Below are 14,763 nucleotides of genomic sequence, written 5' to 3'. Positions count from 1 at the left end.
CCTTGTTCATTGAACAAACCCCTTCTCTGTTCTCTCTTACTTCCTCTATGATTCGTCTTCTGACTTTAGCCCTTCTCACCAGCAGTCTGACGCTCGCCAGCGCCGCCGATTTGAAATTCGGCGTGGTGGATATGTCCAAAGCCTTCTCTGAATTCCACAAGACCAAAAAGGCCGCCGAGGAATTCAAAGCCAACGTGGATAAGGCTCAGACCGAAATGAACGACCGTTGGGCGGTTTATAAGACTCTGAACACGGATGCACAGAAGCTGCGCAAAGAAGCCAGCGATCCCATCATGACTCCTGATGCTCGCGCCAAAAAGGCCGCTGAGTTTGACGAGAAAGTGAAGGAAATCCGCACTCTCGAGCAGGAAATCGGTGAGCAGCAGAACCGCCGCACCAACCAGCTCAAGACCGAAGACATGAAGATCCGTCGTGGTATCTACGACGAAATCCTTGTCGTCGTCCGTGATAAGGCCAAAACCGACGGTTATGACTTCATCTTCGATAAATCTGGCATGAGCCTTTCCACCGTTCCTGTGTTGATCTATTACAAAGACGCGGTGGACATCACTGACCTGATCATCGTCGAGCTAAACAAGGACGCTGGTGCTGCTGCCCCAGCCGCCGCTGAAGGTGCTGCTAAAGCTGAAGAGCCTAAGAAGCCCTAATTCGATCTTCTGAAACGAGGGCACGCCGAATCCATTCCGGCGTGCCTTTTTTTATGCCTTTCAAACAATGAGCACCTCGATTACTCACCAGCGTCTGGCGGAATTGGTTGGCGGCCAGCTTTCCCAAGGCGATCCGGAAGGACTCGTCACTGGATTAAATTCCATTTCAGAGGCTGGACCGGGAGATGTGACGTTCCTTGGCAATGATCGTTATCTTGGGGCCTTGCGAGATACCAGGGCCACCGCCGTTTTGGTAGCCCCAGACTTTGCCGAATCTCTGGAAAACATCGCTCTTATTCGTGTGGATAACCCGACCCTGGCTTTCTCCAGTGTCATCCGTCACTTTGGCCCTCCGAAGCGTGAATTTCACCCCGGCGTTCATCCTACAGCCGTGGTTTCTAACTCCGCACGGTTCGACCCTGAGCGTGTTTCCATCGGACCTTGTGCTGTCATTGAGGACGATGTCGTGATTGGAGACGGCACCATCATCCATGCGGGCGTCTTCATTGGCCATGGCTCCCGCCTTGGCTCCGATTGTATCCTCCACGCCAACTGCACCGTTAAGGATCGCACACAAATGGGAGACCGAGTCGTCATCCACAGTGGTTCAGCCATCGGCACCGATGGATTCGGTTATGAGTTTATCAAAGGCCATCACCAAAAGATCGAGCAAGTGGGTATCGTGCAGATTGACGACGATGTCGAAATCGGCTCCTGCACCACCATCGACCGCGCCCGCTTTGGCCGAACCTGGATTGGTAAAGGCACCAAAATCGATAACCTCGTCCAGATTGCTCACAACGTGGTGATCGGTCAGCATAGCGTCATCGTCTCCCAAGTCGGCATCTCTGGAAGCACCAAGATCGGGAACTACGTCACCATCGCGGGGCAAGTCGGCATCGCTGGCCATCTCGAGATTGGCAATCAGGTCACTCTGCTGGCCAAGACTGGCGTGACCAAGAGCATCTTGGAACCCGGTGCTTACACGGGCTTCCCAGCCCGACCTCTCATGGAAGGGCGGCGTATGCTCTCAGCACCGGCTAAAATTCCCGAGATGCTGGAACGCATCAAAACCCTTGAGAAGAAGCTGGCGGAACTGGAGAAGAAGGAACAGGCGCCGGTGTAGGACTGATGTCCGTGTTGGTGGCCATCGGAAGTGCAGGCCGTGGATCCATGGCCTGCGCGGCCTTCCCAAACCGAAGCACATAGCCCAGGAGCAACTTCATACGCCCCGTTTGCGTGAATCGGCCTGTCAGGCGCCATTCGTCGGAGAGATCGTAAGTGGCTTGGACGCTGTCGCTGCTTCGATCTGCCCCTGAAGGATTGAAGGTCATATTCAGCCGAGGCGGCTCATCCCTCACCACCTTCTTTTTATTGAAGGTCTTCCGGTAAAACTCACTGAGAAAGAGAAAGGCGGCACGTGTGGCCGCTTCTGAGGCCAATTCACTGGCAGATCCATTGAGAGTGGTGCCGGTGGCAAGCAGAGTCACGATATCCGATTCACTCATCGGTGGTGTGCTGGTAAAACGTGTCTTAGGGTTTGTGGACGCTCCGTAAACATAAAGCGTGATCTGATTGCTGCCGATTCGTGATTCACCACGAATATCGAGATCAGGATCGAAGGGATGCTCGGGCCTCAGCGTGACGACACCTTTGGTGATCTTCACCATGCTGAACGGTAATTTCAGCAGCAGCCGATCAATGTTCGCTCCCCCTGTCAGTTGTGGGGCTGCACCACTGCCACTCAATAAAGCATCCGCAGAAACCGCTCCATTGGCCAAGTTGCCCGAGATCAAAACAGGGTCGCGAGTTTTCACATTCACGTTAAAAGTCCAATCGTTAAGCAGCGGTGGCAAGGTCAGCTTGGCCTCACTGCGGCTGGTGTCTGGAGGAACAGGCGGAACATCGGCAGGCAGTTTTAAGACGGGTAGCAAATCGATCTCCTTGAATACCCGGCCACGCACCACCTCCACCAAGCCATTCACGGAAGCCTGTTTCAAGGTGCCTCGCGCACTGATATCGGCATTGGCTCGGACCGACGTGGTCGGATCTCGGAATACCAGGGCTTCACGAGCTTGGACCCGGAAATCCAGACCTGGATTCTGGAGGTCTGCCGCATCCACCACCCCATTCAGATTCACCTTCCCTCCAGCCAACAAGACCGAAACATCCTGAACAAGGATGCGCCGATCATCGGCTCGGATTTTGACCCGCAGATCGCGCACGGAGGGCAGGTCAGGTTGATTCCAAGCGATTTCTTTGACGTCGATATCTACGTCCCCTCGGATCACCGGCTTAGCCAGTGTGCCCTCGATCTGCATGTCCACCTTCGCCCGACCCGGGAAGGATCGAATCATGTCAGGCGCATACTCTTGCACAAAGTCCAACTCACTTTCAGGAAGCTTCACACTGAACTTCAGCGGCGTCTCTTGAAGGCGATTCGGTGACTCCAGCAACGCCACCAAATCCAAAGGCAGATCGCCTTCCAGCGTGAGCGGCTTCAGTGGAGGCTGAGATACCGTCGTCTGAGTCTTCACACGTTTATTCTCCAAAACCGTCTCCGAGTGCAAAGTCGCGGATTGGAAGGACTTCGGCGCATTTGGCACCTTCACCTCTTTGAGATCCACCACCACATGACCTTGTGCCGTATCCAGCCGTCCAGTAACTTGAATATCCGCATTCAAGACCCCGGCTGGGATGTCTTGGATACCCGCGTCTGCCAGGATCCGGTCCACCTGCAAGTCTTTAGCCCGAATGGAGATTTTCATCGGCTTCGCTTCAGGACCGCTCACTTCTTTTTGAGTAATATCGAAGGGCGCGAACACCGTGCCATCCATCAGCACCGTTTGATTTTGCCACACTTTCAGTTCGGCGAGTTCCGCTTCCTTATCGGTCACCTTACCTTTCGCCAGCAGTCTCCAAGGACCTAATTTTGCCTCTAGCTGCTGCAAGTCCGCCGTGGTTCCAGAGAAGCCGGTATCGAGAGTCACATCCATAGCTTGAGGCATAGCCTCGGTGCGCACTTGGGTCGCAGACATCGTCACCTTACCCTGCCCTTGCCAGGGGTTCAATTGCCCCGTCATCTCCACTAGCCCCTGGATGGCTCCACTTTGGATGCGAGGTGCTTCAAAAGTTCGCATCCACGAATTGAGCGCAGTCAGTTCCGTCATCCCGACCGTTCCCTGCGTTTGGAAAACGAAAGGCGGCTTCAACTCTATCTTGGTTGTTAGGCCAATCCGATTCTTCTCATCCAAAAAAACGTTCACGGTGTCGAGTAAAAGGTCCCCATTTTTCACGGCTCCATGCACCACCAATTTCTTCAGCTCTCCCTCGCCATACGAGGCTTGATTGATCTGCAGACGCAAATCTGCCAGACCGTTATCGTAGGTTCCCGCCGTGACTTCTTGGATCTTAGCTGAGGCCTGTCCTTGGAATTCCAGCGTGCCTTTGATGGGCTTCGGAGGAAGGGCCAACCCTGTAGTCTCAAAAAGCTTCTGAGGGTCCGTCACCCGCAACTGCCATGAGGACTCCACAGGCATGGAGTCATCCATCGTCATGCTGGCCTTGAACATCAGCGAGTTGCCCTGCCCGAGCTCCAACCCAGGAATCTCAACGCCCGCGCGTTGTCCATCCATCGAGATGAGCGTTCTCAGTGCAGGTAGCTTATAGTTTTCAAAAGCTAGGCTTTCCCCATTCACTTCACCCTCTGCCTTAGTGGGCGTCGCCCCCTTCCCTTGAGCGGTTACCGAGAGACGCAGCAGCCCTTGAACGGGGGGGGGCTGTTCTAGAAAATCGGTGACCTGAGGAAGAGTGGCTTCCACCTTCGCCGTCCAAGGAGCGGCTGCGATGTCTTGGATGTCGCTCGGCAAAGTCGCCTCGGCGGTTAGCTTGACTTGGTTGTCAGTCCGATTGACCTGCACAGCATCGACAATGGCTTTGCCATCCTTCACTTGAGCTTGCAGACTCACGCGATCGACTTGCGCTCCAGCCACCCGAATTTTGGCCACATCGGCGGAAACTCCGACGATCATTTGGATCGGTTTCGTCGGGTCACCCTCAGCGGTCAACTCAATGCGTCCACCGTCAAAATCCACCTCCTTCGGCAAGCCGAGGGTTTTCAACTCTTGCGCCCGCAGTTGATTGCCAGAGACTTTGGCTTGCACTTGCATGGGTGACTTGAAAATCCCCTGCGCAGCAACATTCGCATTGAGAGCCGCCTCTCCAAGCCGAGCGACGAGGGTCACGAGAACCTTTTCATCCAACTCCCAGAGCTGCCGCAAATCCACAGCCAATCGCTCCAGAATCACCCCTTGAGGCAGAGCTAACTGCCGAATCTCTAGTTGCCGCCCGCCCCAGGTAACATCGGCTTTGAGGTTGGCCAACTCGGGTCCACCTGGCTCCCGGCGAAACTCAGCACACTCCAACTTGCCGGGCATGCCGTCACCCATCTGCAAAGTCAGACCACGAATGATCAATCGGCTACCATCCGCCAGAGTGACATCGGCATTCACATTTTGAATGTCGATGGCCTTAGGCCAGATCAGCAGGGGAGGTCCCGGCTCGGATTTCACTTCTTCAACAGACAACGCGGGTTCAGTGGAAGTCGGCAGCTTTCGAAGATCCGCCACAGCATCCACATCGTGCAGAGTCACCCGCTGGATGGCATGCTCCAACTGACCTTTGGAAAGCAGCCGCCAATCATAATCGGCACTTAACTCGCCAATCGTAGCCTTGGGCAGCCAATGCCCTTCGCCACCGCCAGCCTCCACCTGGCTTAACTTGAAGTCGTTCCATAACGAGCCCTCGACCTGCCAACTCAGGGGAAGCCCCACTTTATTGGCGAATTCAGGCCCCGCCCACCGGATGACGCCACGGATGATGGGCCGATGAAAGGCCACCAGGAGAACGATCAGAATGAGAAACAGATACAAGCCCCGCTTGATCCACTTCCAAAATCTACGCCGAGGACGCGAAGAGGAAGCAACAGGCCCAGACGATGACTGTGACGGGGAAGAAGACGAAGACAGAGGCTGCTGCGACACGCTTTTATTCGTCGCTCCAAAAGACACTGGCCGCAATCAAAGGCTTAGCGTGTGTTTTAGAATTCGGGAGAAGCACCGCCGGCCCATTGTGACATCGCTCCGAGGCTTCACCGCAGCCCTTCAGTGCCTCACTCACGGCCTTCCGTTCTGACTAAATGAACCTTCCCCGATTTAAAACACCCCTAAGAAACAAAGCTTCCAAGTGACATCCCCCATAAAACTCTGACGATTGGCTCAGACCAAAGCACAACTTTTGAATCTAAGGTTGTCAAATCCAAGGCATGTCGTTTCATTTAAGGGACCCTTCCCTTATGCCTGAATCCGCCCCCGCTGACACTCTCCAACCTGTGGAGCTCGCTGATGGTGTGGAGATTCATTTGAGGGTGGCCGGCCCGGCAGCTCGCAGTGTCGCGTGGCTGGTGGACTGCGTCATCTTTTGCCTCATCTTAGGCGCTCTAGGCCTTGCCCTGGTTTTCCTGTCCGCTGGGATGGGGGGTATGACCAGCCAGGGCATTTTTCTCCTCTGCACGTTTCTGCTTTCGTGGTTTTACAATGTGTTCTTTGAAATGGGCAAACGGGCAGCGACTCCGGGCCAAAAAATGATGGGCTTGAAAGTCGCCAGTGTGTCAGGTGCTCCTGTTCGGCTGCCTCAATCACTCATTCGTAACCTGCTCCGCGTGATTGATTTCATGCCCGGATTTTATCTCTTCGGTCTTGTTTGCAGCCTTTTCAATCAGCGCTTCCAGCGCTTGGGTGACCTCGTCGCGGACACGGTGGTGGTCTATGCAGAGCCCGAGGCGGTCAAACCGCCCACTCATTCCGTCAACGTAGAGCCGATGGCACCTGCCGTTCCGCTCTCCCGCATCGAGCAAGCCGCGTTGCTGCAATTCCTCGACCGCGCTCCCCAATGGTCCGACTCACGTAAAACGGAGCTCACCGATATCCTGGAACCTCTCACGGGCAAAATGGGCCTCGCTGGCCTGAGCCAGACCTGTAGCCTGGGTGTATGGCTGCAAAAAGGCGGCCAAGATCAATCTGCCCCCACCTCGTCATGATGAGCCCAGCCCAATTTGAAAAAGAAAACTCTGCTCGCTGGGATCGCTTAGAAGCCTTGGTCAACGAAGTGGACTCTTCCCGAAAGAAGCCTGTGGAGAATGTCGAAGAACTTCCACAGTTGTTCCGACAAATCTGCCATGATCTCAGCGTGGCCCAGCATCGTATGTATGGCCCACGGCTGACCGGCCGCCTCAATGGCTTGGCCATTGCCGGATATCGTGTCCTGGAGAGGCGGATTGCCGGCGGCTGGGAGCGGCTTGCAGACACCATGCTGAGAGAGTTTCCCCGGGCGGTGCGTCGGGAGAGGGGTTTGTTCTGGTTTTGCTCCGTGATGTTCTGGGCACCCTTCTTGTTCATGGCCATCTGGACGCCGTTCGATCCTGAATGGGCCATGACCCTGTTAGGGCCGGATGGCATGATCCAGATGGACCAGATGTATGGCAAGGGCACTTCTCCCACGGATTACATGCGCGAGGAGTTTGGCTCGAATTTTGGCATGTTTGCCTTCTACATCTGGAACAACGTGGGCATTGATTTGCGCACCTTTGCCGGAGGTTTGCTCGGTGGCATTGGCTCCATGATCATCATGTTGTTCAATGGGGCTTACATCGGTGCGGCAGCCGGATATGTGCATCATGCCTGCAATCCCGAAACCTTTTACAGTTTCGTTGCAGGACACTCCGCTCCAGAACTCATGGGCGTGGTGATTTCGGGCATGGCGGGGATGCGACTAGGACTCTCATTGGTCAAGCCGGGCTCGTATGACCGCCGCACAGCCTTGGTTCTCGGTGGTCGGCAGGCCTTGGTATTGATCACTGGAGCTGCGCTGATGACCGCCTTCGCCGCAATCATTGAAGGCTTCTGGTCGGCCAATCCCTTTCCGCCGTTGGTCAAATACGGCTTCGGTGCCGTCATGTGGACGCTGACGCTCAGCTACCTCTTCCTTTGCGGAAAGGAGAGGGCTGCATGAAGCTTGAAAACCTCACCATTGCTCTCCGTCCCCGCCTACCATGGGAAGCTGTCGATCTCGGCTGCACCTTGGTGCGTCGCGATTACGGCCGTTTGCTCACGCTGTGGGCCATCACCATCGTCCCTATCTGGGCCATTCTAGCGGCCTTTCTATGGGAATATCCTCTGTGGTATGCTCTCGTGGTCTGGTGGTTGAAGCCGCTGTATGATCGTGTGCCGCTTTTCTTTCTCAGCCGTGCCGCCTTTGGTAGCAAACCCACGGTCAAAGAGACCTTACGAGAATGGCCGCGGCTTTGGTCACGCTTTTTGTTTTCCGCCCTGTTGCTGCGCCGGTTATCGATGATTCGCAGCTTTGCTCTGCCCGTCTGGATGTTGGAGGGGCAGAGAGGTAAGGCCGTGAGTAAACGCGTCACCGCCCTGGCCACCGACGGAGGCAGCAGTGGCGCCAGTTTGACCTGGGTTTTTGTGAAACTCGAAATCGCCGCGACCTTCGGCATCATGGCCTTGGTCAGCTCCATCGGCCCCTCCTCAGGCCTCCCTGATTGGGGTGAGTTGTTCCAGAATCCTGAAGGTTACAGCGCCCCACTCGCGCAACAATGGGCGGGCAACATCATCTACCTGCTGGCGATGACTTTGATCGAACCTTTTTACGTCGGGGCAGGCTTCGGACTCTATCTCAATTCACGCACCAAGATCGAAGGCTGGGATGTGGAGCTGATTTTCCGCCGACTCGCCGCCCGACTGCGTCCCGTAGTGGCAGCGCTCTTGGCCGTCGGCCTTTTCATTCCCGGTCTCACTCACAGTCAGGAGCCCTCCAAGGGACCTCAACCCAACGCCGAAGAACAGGCTCCCGGAGTAAAGGAGGCCCTGAAGGAAATCCTGGATCAACCTGAATTCAAAGAGCACAGCAGAACCCAAAAAGTCTGGGTGCCAGATGGCAAAGCAAAGGCCGACTCAAGTCTGCTCGAAGGGTTCGGCTATTTTTTGGCTTGGCTGTTTTACCTCATTGCGGGAGCGATCGTCGGCTTCGCGCTCTACTTGCTCGGTCGTTGGATCATCAACAACCAAAGCTTTTTCAGGCGTCCAAAAGCGGGTGCGCGTTCACCGACACCCGAGGGGCCTCGCATCGTCATGGGCCTCGACATTGCCCGTGAGAGTCTGCCTGAAGACATCGTCTCCGCAGCTCGCTCGGCGTGGGCTGCCTGTCATTTTCGTGAAGCTCTGAGCCTGCTGTATCGCGGTTCACTCTCCCGTTTGGTCGAACAAAGAAACCTCCCGATTCGGGATAGCGATACCGAAGATGATTGTGTGATCCAAGTCTCTCGACTGGGTGATGCGGGAATCTCCGATTTCTTTCGACAACTCACCCGGATCTGGGTGCGTGCAGCTTACGCAGGGCAAGAGGCGCAGGAACATGAATTCACCCAGCTCTGTCAGGCATGGCCGTTCAGCCACACTCCTGTCGGAGGCCAGCGCCAGCGCGTTTTCGCCAGCACAGCCTTGATGCTGTTTCTGCTGCCCAGTCTGACGGCGTGCAGCGGCAAGTGGGAGGACCTCACCATCCCCCTGGGTTACAAAGGAGAAGCTCGCCTCAATCCCTTTCTCGCAGCTCAACAGTTGCTGGCGAAATACGGTCACGACAGCGAACGGCTGCTCCATTTCAAAAACCTGCCCTACGCTGAGGAAGGGGTGCTGATTCTTTCCGGTGAATCAGGCATGCCTGAGGCGCGTGCCGATCAGCTTCTGCAATGGACCGAAGATGGAGGCCACTTGATTTACGCTTTGGCGGGCTGTGCTCCTTACAATGATTGGAGCCTGTTTAGCAGTCTCAGCACCTACGGCTACGCAGGCAATGAAGACCGTGCCGATCCGATCCTGGACAAGCTCGGCGTCAGTGTGGAAAACAACAGTCCCTTCAAGGACCTGGGAGACGCCCTGAAGCTCAAAAAGAAAAAAGACGAAGGCGAAAAAGAGAAGGAGAAGGAGAAGGAGAAGGAGAAGGAGAAGGAGAAGGAGAAGGAGAAGGAGAAGGAGAAGGAGAAGGAGAAGGAGAAGGAGAAGGCTAAAGAAGCTGAAGACGATGAAACCGTCTTAGACACTGATTCCATCAAGGCCAAGATCGAAGAACCCGAAGACGTGCCGTTAAGCCGTAGCGTTATTGACATCCGAGGGGAGGACTACAACGTCGATTTCCCAGATATGCTGGAGCTGTCGCTGGATCGGGAGTTGCGACGTGGCGAGTATGTGGCGGGCGCTCTAGACGATGCCTCGGCGCTCAGCCTGCGCTATGGCCGGGGTCGGATCACCTTCATCACCCACGCCAGACCGTTGAGAAACCGATACCTGGATGAAAACGACCACGCCGCGTGGTTACTGGCCATGGTGGGGGACGAGTATCGTCATGTCGCTTTTCTGGTCACCATCCAACAGAGCTTCTGGGAGCTGTTATGGAACCGCGCCTGGATGCCTCTGGTGGGGCTGGCCCTTCTCACTCTCATTTGGCTGTGGAAAAACATGCCCCGCTTCGGGCCGCTTCGCCGTGTAGAACTACATGAAACCAAACACTTCGTGGATCACATCAGCGCCTTGGGGCAGTTTTTCCTCCGGCTCAATCGCACCGAAATCCTTCTGAACGCGGCGGCGGATGCCGTGAGAACTCGAGCCATCAGGCTCTTCCCCCAGCTCGTTTATCAGAACGATGAAGCCCTGATCCGAATCCTGAAAGACCGCAGTGAGCTGTCCGAGGAGAGAATTCGTACGGCTTTTGACACCACGCGTAAAGCCGCCTCGCATGAAATGGTGCGTCGTCTGCAGGATCTTCAAGACCTGCGCGCAGCCTTGAAATGAGTCTTCCCTATTTGCGGATGGAACGTCAGTTGACGCCTAGCGAGGTCTGTTCCTGAGTGCGCTGCTTTTCTCTCCCTGCTTCATTTCTTTCCAACCCTATGAAACCCACTCTTCTCATCCTCGCTGCCGGCATGGGCAGCCGTTACGGCGGTCTGAAACAACTCGATGCCATGGGACCTTCCGGAGAGGTGGTATTGGACTATTCGGTCTTTGACGCCATCCGGGCGGGATTTGGTAAAGTAGTGTTCGTCATTCGCCGTGACTTTGAAGAGCAGTTCCGCAGTCAGATCGGCAGCAAGTTCGGTGATCGTATCCAGGTGGACTATGCCTTCCAAGACATCAACGACCTGCCCGAAGGCTTCTCCGTCCCTGAAGGACGCACCAAACCTTGGGGCACCGCCCACGCGGTTTTGGCCGCTGAGGGTGTGGTGAAAGAGCCATTCCTCATGATCAACGCCGATGACTTCTACGGGCGTGATGCCTTTGCTAAAATCGGCGCAGACCTCATCAAGGAGCGTCCGGCCGATGGCAAAAGCCACTACTCCATGGTGGGCTTCTACCTCAAAAACACCCTTTCGGATCACGGCAGCGTCGCTCGCGGTGTGTGCACCCGGGGACCTGACGGCATGCTCAGCTCCGTCACGGAGATGACCAAGATCTTTAAAACTGCAGACGGTGCCGAAAACCGCGAAAGCGAGCCTCCGGTGAAGCTGACCGGTGAAGAAGTCGTCTCCATGAACTTCTTCGGATTCACCCCAGACATCTTCAGTCATCTGCGTCAAGCCTTCACCGAGTTCTTGAAAACCAATGGTCAAGATCTCAAAGCCGAGTGCTATGTGCCGAAGGAAGTGGACGTCCTGATCCGCGAAGATAAAGCCGACGTCACCGTGCTGGAATCCAATGATTCCTGGTTCGGTGTCACCTACCCCGAAGACAAAGCGGACGTGGTCGCCAGCATCCGTGCCCTGGTGGCCGCTGGTGCCTACCCGGAAAATCTGTGGGCCTGATCCTCCTTTGTTCTTGTCCAGAGAGTGAAGGTTTCCCCTCTGGACAATCCTTGACGGTTGTGAAAACATCGTCACGAAATCTGCTACATCTTGCAGCAGACTGAATCCCCCATTCTCACCGTGCCTGCTACCTCTACGCTCTCCAGCCCTGAAGTCGCCACCAGCGCAGACTTGAGGGAAGACTTTCTCAAAGCCCTGCGCTGCATGATCCTCTCCCGCACCCTGGAGGAAAAACTCGGCAGCCTCTACCGTGCGGGCGGCCGCATCGTCGGCGGTGTTTATCTCGGCCGTGGTCAGGAAGCCTTCAGCGCTTCCGCTGGGATCAATATTCGCCTCGGCAAGGACATCTACGGTCCGCTCATTCGTGACCAAGCTGGGCGCATTGCCTACGGCGAGCCGATCCTCGACTGTGTGCGGACTCACCTCGGTGCCGTCACCGGCCCCATGCGTGGTCGGGATGGCAACATCCACCGTGGACGCCCTCAGGAAGGCTACATGGCCATGATTTCCCACCTGGGTAGCCTCGTTTCCGTCGTTGCTGGGGCACTCTTTGCCCGTCGTCTCCGGGGCACGCTCGGAGATTGTGCGGGTGCCACCAGCATTGGTGATGGCGGCACCTCCACCGGCGCTTTCCATGAGGGCCTCAACATGGCTGCTGTAGAAAAGCTTCCACTGGTCATCAGCGTCGCCAACAACCAATTTGCCTACTCCACCCCCACCACTCGCCAATATGCCTGTGAAGATCTTGTGGATCGCGCACGGGGTTACGGTGCTGAAGGTTACAGCGTCGATGGCACCGACCTCTTGGCTTGTATTGCGACCTTCAAAAAAGCCTTTGCCCGCGCACGCGCTGGGCATGGCCCGCAGATGGTCGTCGGCAGGCTTCTGCGCTTGGGCGGTCATGGTGAGCACGATGACGCCTCCTACATCCCCGATACGATAAAGCATCAGCACGAGGGACGAGATTGCATTGAGGTGGCTAAAAAACAGGCCCTGAAACTTGGCTGGGCTAGCGAAACAGATCTCCAGACTTGGGAAGAAGAAGCCCGGCGTGAAGTGGACGCCGCCCAGGCAATCGCCAGTAAAGAACCCGCTCCCGATCCCTATCGCGAGACTTGGCGCGCCCTCTCCACCCACGAGCTGATAGAAGGACAGCACGGATGAGTATTACCTATCTCGAAGCCATTCGCGAAGCTCAGTATGAGGCCCTTCGCGCCGATCCAAACGTCTTTCTCTACGGTCAGGACATCAGCACCTTCGGGGGAGCTTTCAAAGCGACCAAGAACTTGAGCCGGGAATTCCCGGGCCGTGTGTTCGACTCCCCCATCAGTGAAGATGCCATGATTGGCATGGCGGTCGGAGCCGCCGTGGAAGGGGCCCGCCCGATCATCGAAATGCAGTTCGCAGACTTCTCGTCTGTTGGCTTCAACCAGATCGTCAACCAAGCTGCGACGCTCTACTGGCGCACCAATACCCCCTGCCCGATCACCATTCGCATGCCATCGGGTGGCACCCCGGGTAGCGGTCCATTCCACAGCCAGAGCATGGAGAGCATCTATGCGCACTATCCTGGGGTGGTCATTCTCACTCCCGCCACGGTGGAGGATGCCTACTGGATGCTGCTGCAAAGTGTGAAGCTGAATGACCCCGTCATTTTCTGCGAGCACAAGTTTCTCTACTATCACCTGAAGTCCGAGGGCTTCGGTGAAGCGACCCCCATCGGCAAAGCCCGTATCGCACGCCCTGGCCGTGATGCCACGGTGGTGACTTACAGTGCGATGCTGCATGAAGCTCTGAAGTCCGCCGAAGAGCTGCAAATGGACGGTTATCAGGTCGAAGTGGTGGATCTGCGCAGTGTGAAGCCGATGGATACCGATACCATCCTAGCCTCCGTCTCCCGCACAGGTCGCCTACTCGCCGTGGGTGAATCCTTCCCCTGGGGTGGTGTCACCGCGGAAATCATCGCCCGTGTCAGCAGTGAAGCCTTTCACATGCTGGATGCCCCGCCGATGCGTCTGAATGCGAAAGATACACCGATCCCGTATCACCCGAACCTTTGGAAGAGCCATCGCCCAACCACGAACAGCATCACTGCTGCCTTGAGGGATCTACTGCGCTATTAACTGCTCCTTCATCCACTCTATTTTCGTTTATAGCCATTATTGGCCAGTAGCAGATTACCACTCTAGCGTGCTATCAGACAAGTTTTATTGATAATAGATGCAAGTATGATGGCAGGTTGGAATGAAACCTGGACGCCCGATTCCACCGCTGGTTTTGAGTGCGAAAGAGAAGGCAGAGCTAGAAAAAACGGTGCGTCAGCGCACTGCGGCTCATAGCAATGTGCAGCGTGCACATGTCATTTTATTATGTGCCCAAGGGATACCCAATTATAAAGTGGCCGAACAGACGGGCATTTCGTCCCTAAGTGTTGGCCGCTGGCGAAAGCGCTTTGTGCAAGACCGATTGAGCGGGCTGCTTGACCAGCCTCGCAGCGGAACCCCGCGTAGCATCACCGATGCTCAAGTGGCCGAAGTGGTGCGCACGACGTTGGAAAAGCGCCCCAAAAACGCCACGCATTGGAGCACCCGTTCGCTCGCCAGCAAGCTCGGCTTCTCTCACGACAGCATAGCCCGGGTCTGGAAGGCCTTCGGACTACAGCCGCACCGCCACGAGCACTTTCAGTTCTCCACCGATCCGGAGTTTGTGGACAAAGTGCGTGATGTGGTGGGTTTGTCTATGAGCCCGCCGCAGAATACCGTGGTCCTTTGCCTGGACGAAAAAAGCCAGTGCCAAGCGCTGGAACGAACACAACCCATATGACCTCTGCTCGGAGGCACCCCCGAGCGGTCAGCCTGCGAGTATTTCCGCCATGGCACCACCTCACTGTTTGCTGCGCTCAATGTGGCCACCGGTGAAGTCATCGGCAAAACACATCGAAAGCACACACAGCAGGAGTTTCTGAGCTTCTTGCGCACTGTTGAGAGGCAGGTGCCTAGAGGGTTGAAAATACACGCCATTCTCGACAACTATGCCACGCATCGCACTGCAGCAGTCAAAGCGTGGCTTGCTCGCCATCCACGCTGGCAGCTGCATTTCACTCCCACCTATTCCTCATGGCTAAACCAAGTGGAGTGTTTCTTCTCCGATTTGACGATGCGCAAGCTGCGTCGC

At 55.9% G+C, this 14,763-nt stretch carries 9 protein-coding genes and 1 pseudogene; 9 read left to right on the top strand and 1 reads right to left on the bottom strand.

The features are described from left to right. Nucleotides 1-47 precede the first annotated feature (47 nt). Together B5D61_RS19530 and lpxD are read left to right on the top strand one after the other, a co-directional pair. Nucleotides 48-668, top strand: coding sequence for an OmpH/Skp family outer membrane protein (locus B5D61_RS19530; protein WP_176159545.1), 621 nt, complete (start codon nt 48-50; stop codon nt 666-668). Between the two features lie 67 nt (nt 669-735). Beyond that, nucleotides 736-1,794 carry a UDP-3-O-(3-hydroxymyristoyl)glucosamine N-acyltransferase gene (gene lpxD, locus B5D61_RS19525; RefSeq protein WP_078815115.1) on the top strand — a complete coding sequence of 353 codons (1,059 nt, stop codon included), beginning with the start codon at nt 736-738 and terminating at the stop codon, nt 1,792-1,794. On the opposite strand, the gene B5D61_RS19520 is transcribed toward lpxD, so the two are convergent. After that, nucleotides 1,736-5,599, bottom strand: coding sequence for a translocation/assembly module TamB domain-containing protein (locus B5D61_RS19520; protein ID WP_078815114.1), 3,864 nt, complete (start codon nt 5,597-5,599; stop codon nt 1,736-1,738). The two genes, lpxD and B5D61_RS19520, sit on opposite strands and share 59 nt — an antisense overlap. A gap of 422 nt (nt 5,600-6,021) precedes the next feature. Between B5D61_RS19520 and B5D61_RS19515 the strand changes: the two genes are divergently transcribed. From B5D61_RS19515 to B5D61_RS26840, 7 genes and pseudogenes are all read left to right on the top strand, one after another. Next, a complete protein-coding gene (locus B5D61_RS19515; protein WP_176159544.1) occupies nt 6,022-6,765 on the top strand; it encodes an RDD family protein in 744 nt (247 codons plus the stop codon). Beyond that, nucleotides 6,762-7,736: a stage II sporulation protein M gene (locus tag B5D61_RS19510; RefSeq protein ID WP_176159543.1), complete on the top strand. Its 975-nt coding sequence runs from the start codon at nt 6,762-6,764 to the stop codon at nt 7,734-7,736. Before B5D61_RS19515 ends, B5D61_RS19510 begins: the two co-directional genes overlap by 4 nt. Next, nucleotides 7,733-10,582, top strand: coding sequence for a DUF4129 domain-containing protein (locus B5D61_RS19505; protein ID WP_078815111.1), 2,850 nt, complete (start codon nt 7,733-7,735; stop codon nt 10,580-10,582). Before B5D61_RS19510 ends, B5D61_RS19505 begins: the two co-directional genes overlap by 4 nt. A gap of 98 nt (nt 10,583-10,680) precedes the next feature. Beyond that, nucleotides 10,681-11,589, top strand: a complete 909-nt coding sequence (locus B5D61_RS19500) for a nucleotidyltransferase family protein (RefSeq protein WP_078815110.1) — start codon at nt 10,681-10,683, stop codon at nt 11,587-11,589. Nucleotides 11,590-11,709: 120 nt separating this feature from the next. Then, nucleotides 11,710-12,753, top strand: a complete 1,044-nt coding sequence (locus B5D61_RS19495) for a thiamine pyrophosphate-dependent dehydrogenase E1 component subunit alpha (RefSeq protein WP_245846572.1) — start codon at nt 11,710-11,712, stop codon at nt 12,751-12,753. Next, nucleotides 12,750-13,712, top strand: coding sequence for an alpha-ketoacid dehydrogenase subunit beta (locus B5D61_RS19490; RefSeq protein ID WP_078815109.1), 963 nt, complete (start codon nt 12,750-12,752; stop codon nt 13,710-13,712). Before B5D61_RS19495 ends, B5D61_RS19490 begins: the two co-directional genes overlap by 4 nt. Before the next feature lie 121 nt (nt 13,713-13,833). Next, nucleotides 13,834-14,763: pseudogene (locus B5D61_RS26840) on the top strand (IS630 family transposase); the annotation flags it as partial.

The sequence above is a fragment of the Prosthecobacter debontii genome, from assembly GCF_900167535.1.
In the GTDB taxonomy this organism is placed as follows: domain Bacteria; phylum Verrucomicrobiota; class Verrucomicrobiia; order Verrucomicrobiales; family Verrucomicrobiaceae; genus Prosthecobacter; species Prosthecobacter debontii.
Note: the sequence above shows the minus strand (reverse complement) of the source record. Positions and strands in the feature narration are given on the sequence as shown.

What these genes read in the sequence shown, in the direction of transcription:
- B5D61_RS19530 (WP_176159545.1), top strand. Translation starts at nt 48, where the DNA reads ATGATTCGTCTTCTGACTTTAGCCCTTCTCACCAGCAGTCTGACGCTC.
- lpxD (WP_078815115.1), top strand. Translation starts at nt 736, where the DNA reads ATGAGCACCTCGATTACTCACCAGCGTCTGGCGGAATTGGTTGGCGGC.
- B5D61_RS19515 (WP_176159544.1), top strand. Translation starts at nt 6,022, where the DNA reads ATGCCTGAATCCGCCCCCGCTGACACTCTCCAACCTGTGGAGCTCGCT.
- B5D61_RS19510 (WP_176159543.1), top strand. Translation starts at nt 6,762, where the DNA reads ATGATGAGCCCAGCCCAATTTGAAAAAGAAAACTCTGCTCGCTGGGAT.
- B5D61_RS19505 (WP_078815111.1), top strand. Translation starts at nt 7,733, where the DNA reads ATGAAGCTTGAAAACCTCACCATTGCTCTCCGTCCCCGCCTACCATGG.
- B5D61_RS19500 (WP_078815110.1), top strand. Translation starts at nt 10,681, where the DNA reads ATGAAACCCACTCTTCTCATCCTCGCTGCCGGCATGGGCAGCCGTTAC.
- B5D61_RS19490 (WP_078815109.1), top strand. Translation starts at nt 12,750, where the DNA reads ATGAGTATTACCTATCTCGAAGCCATTCGCGAAGCTCAGTATGAGGCC.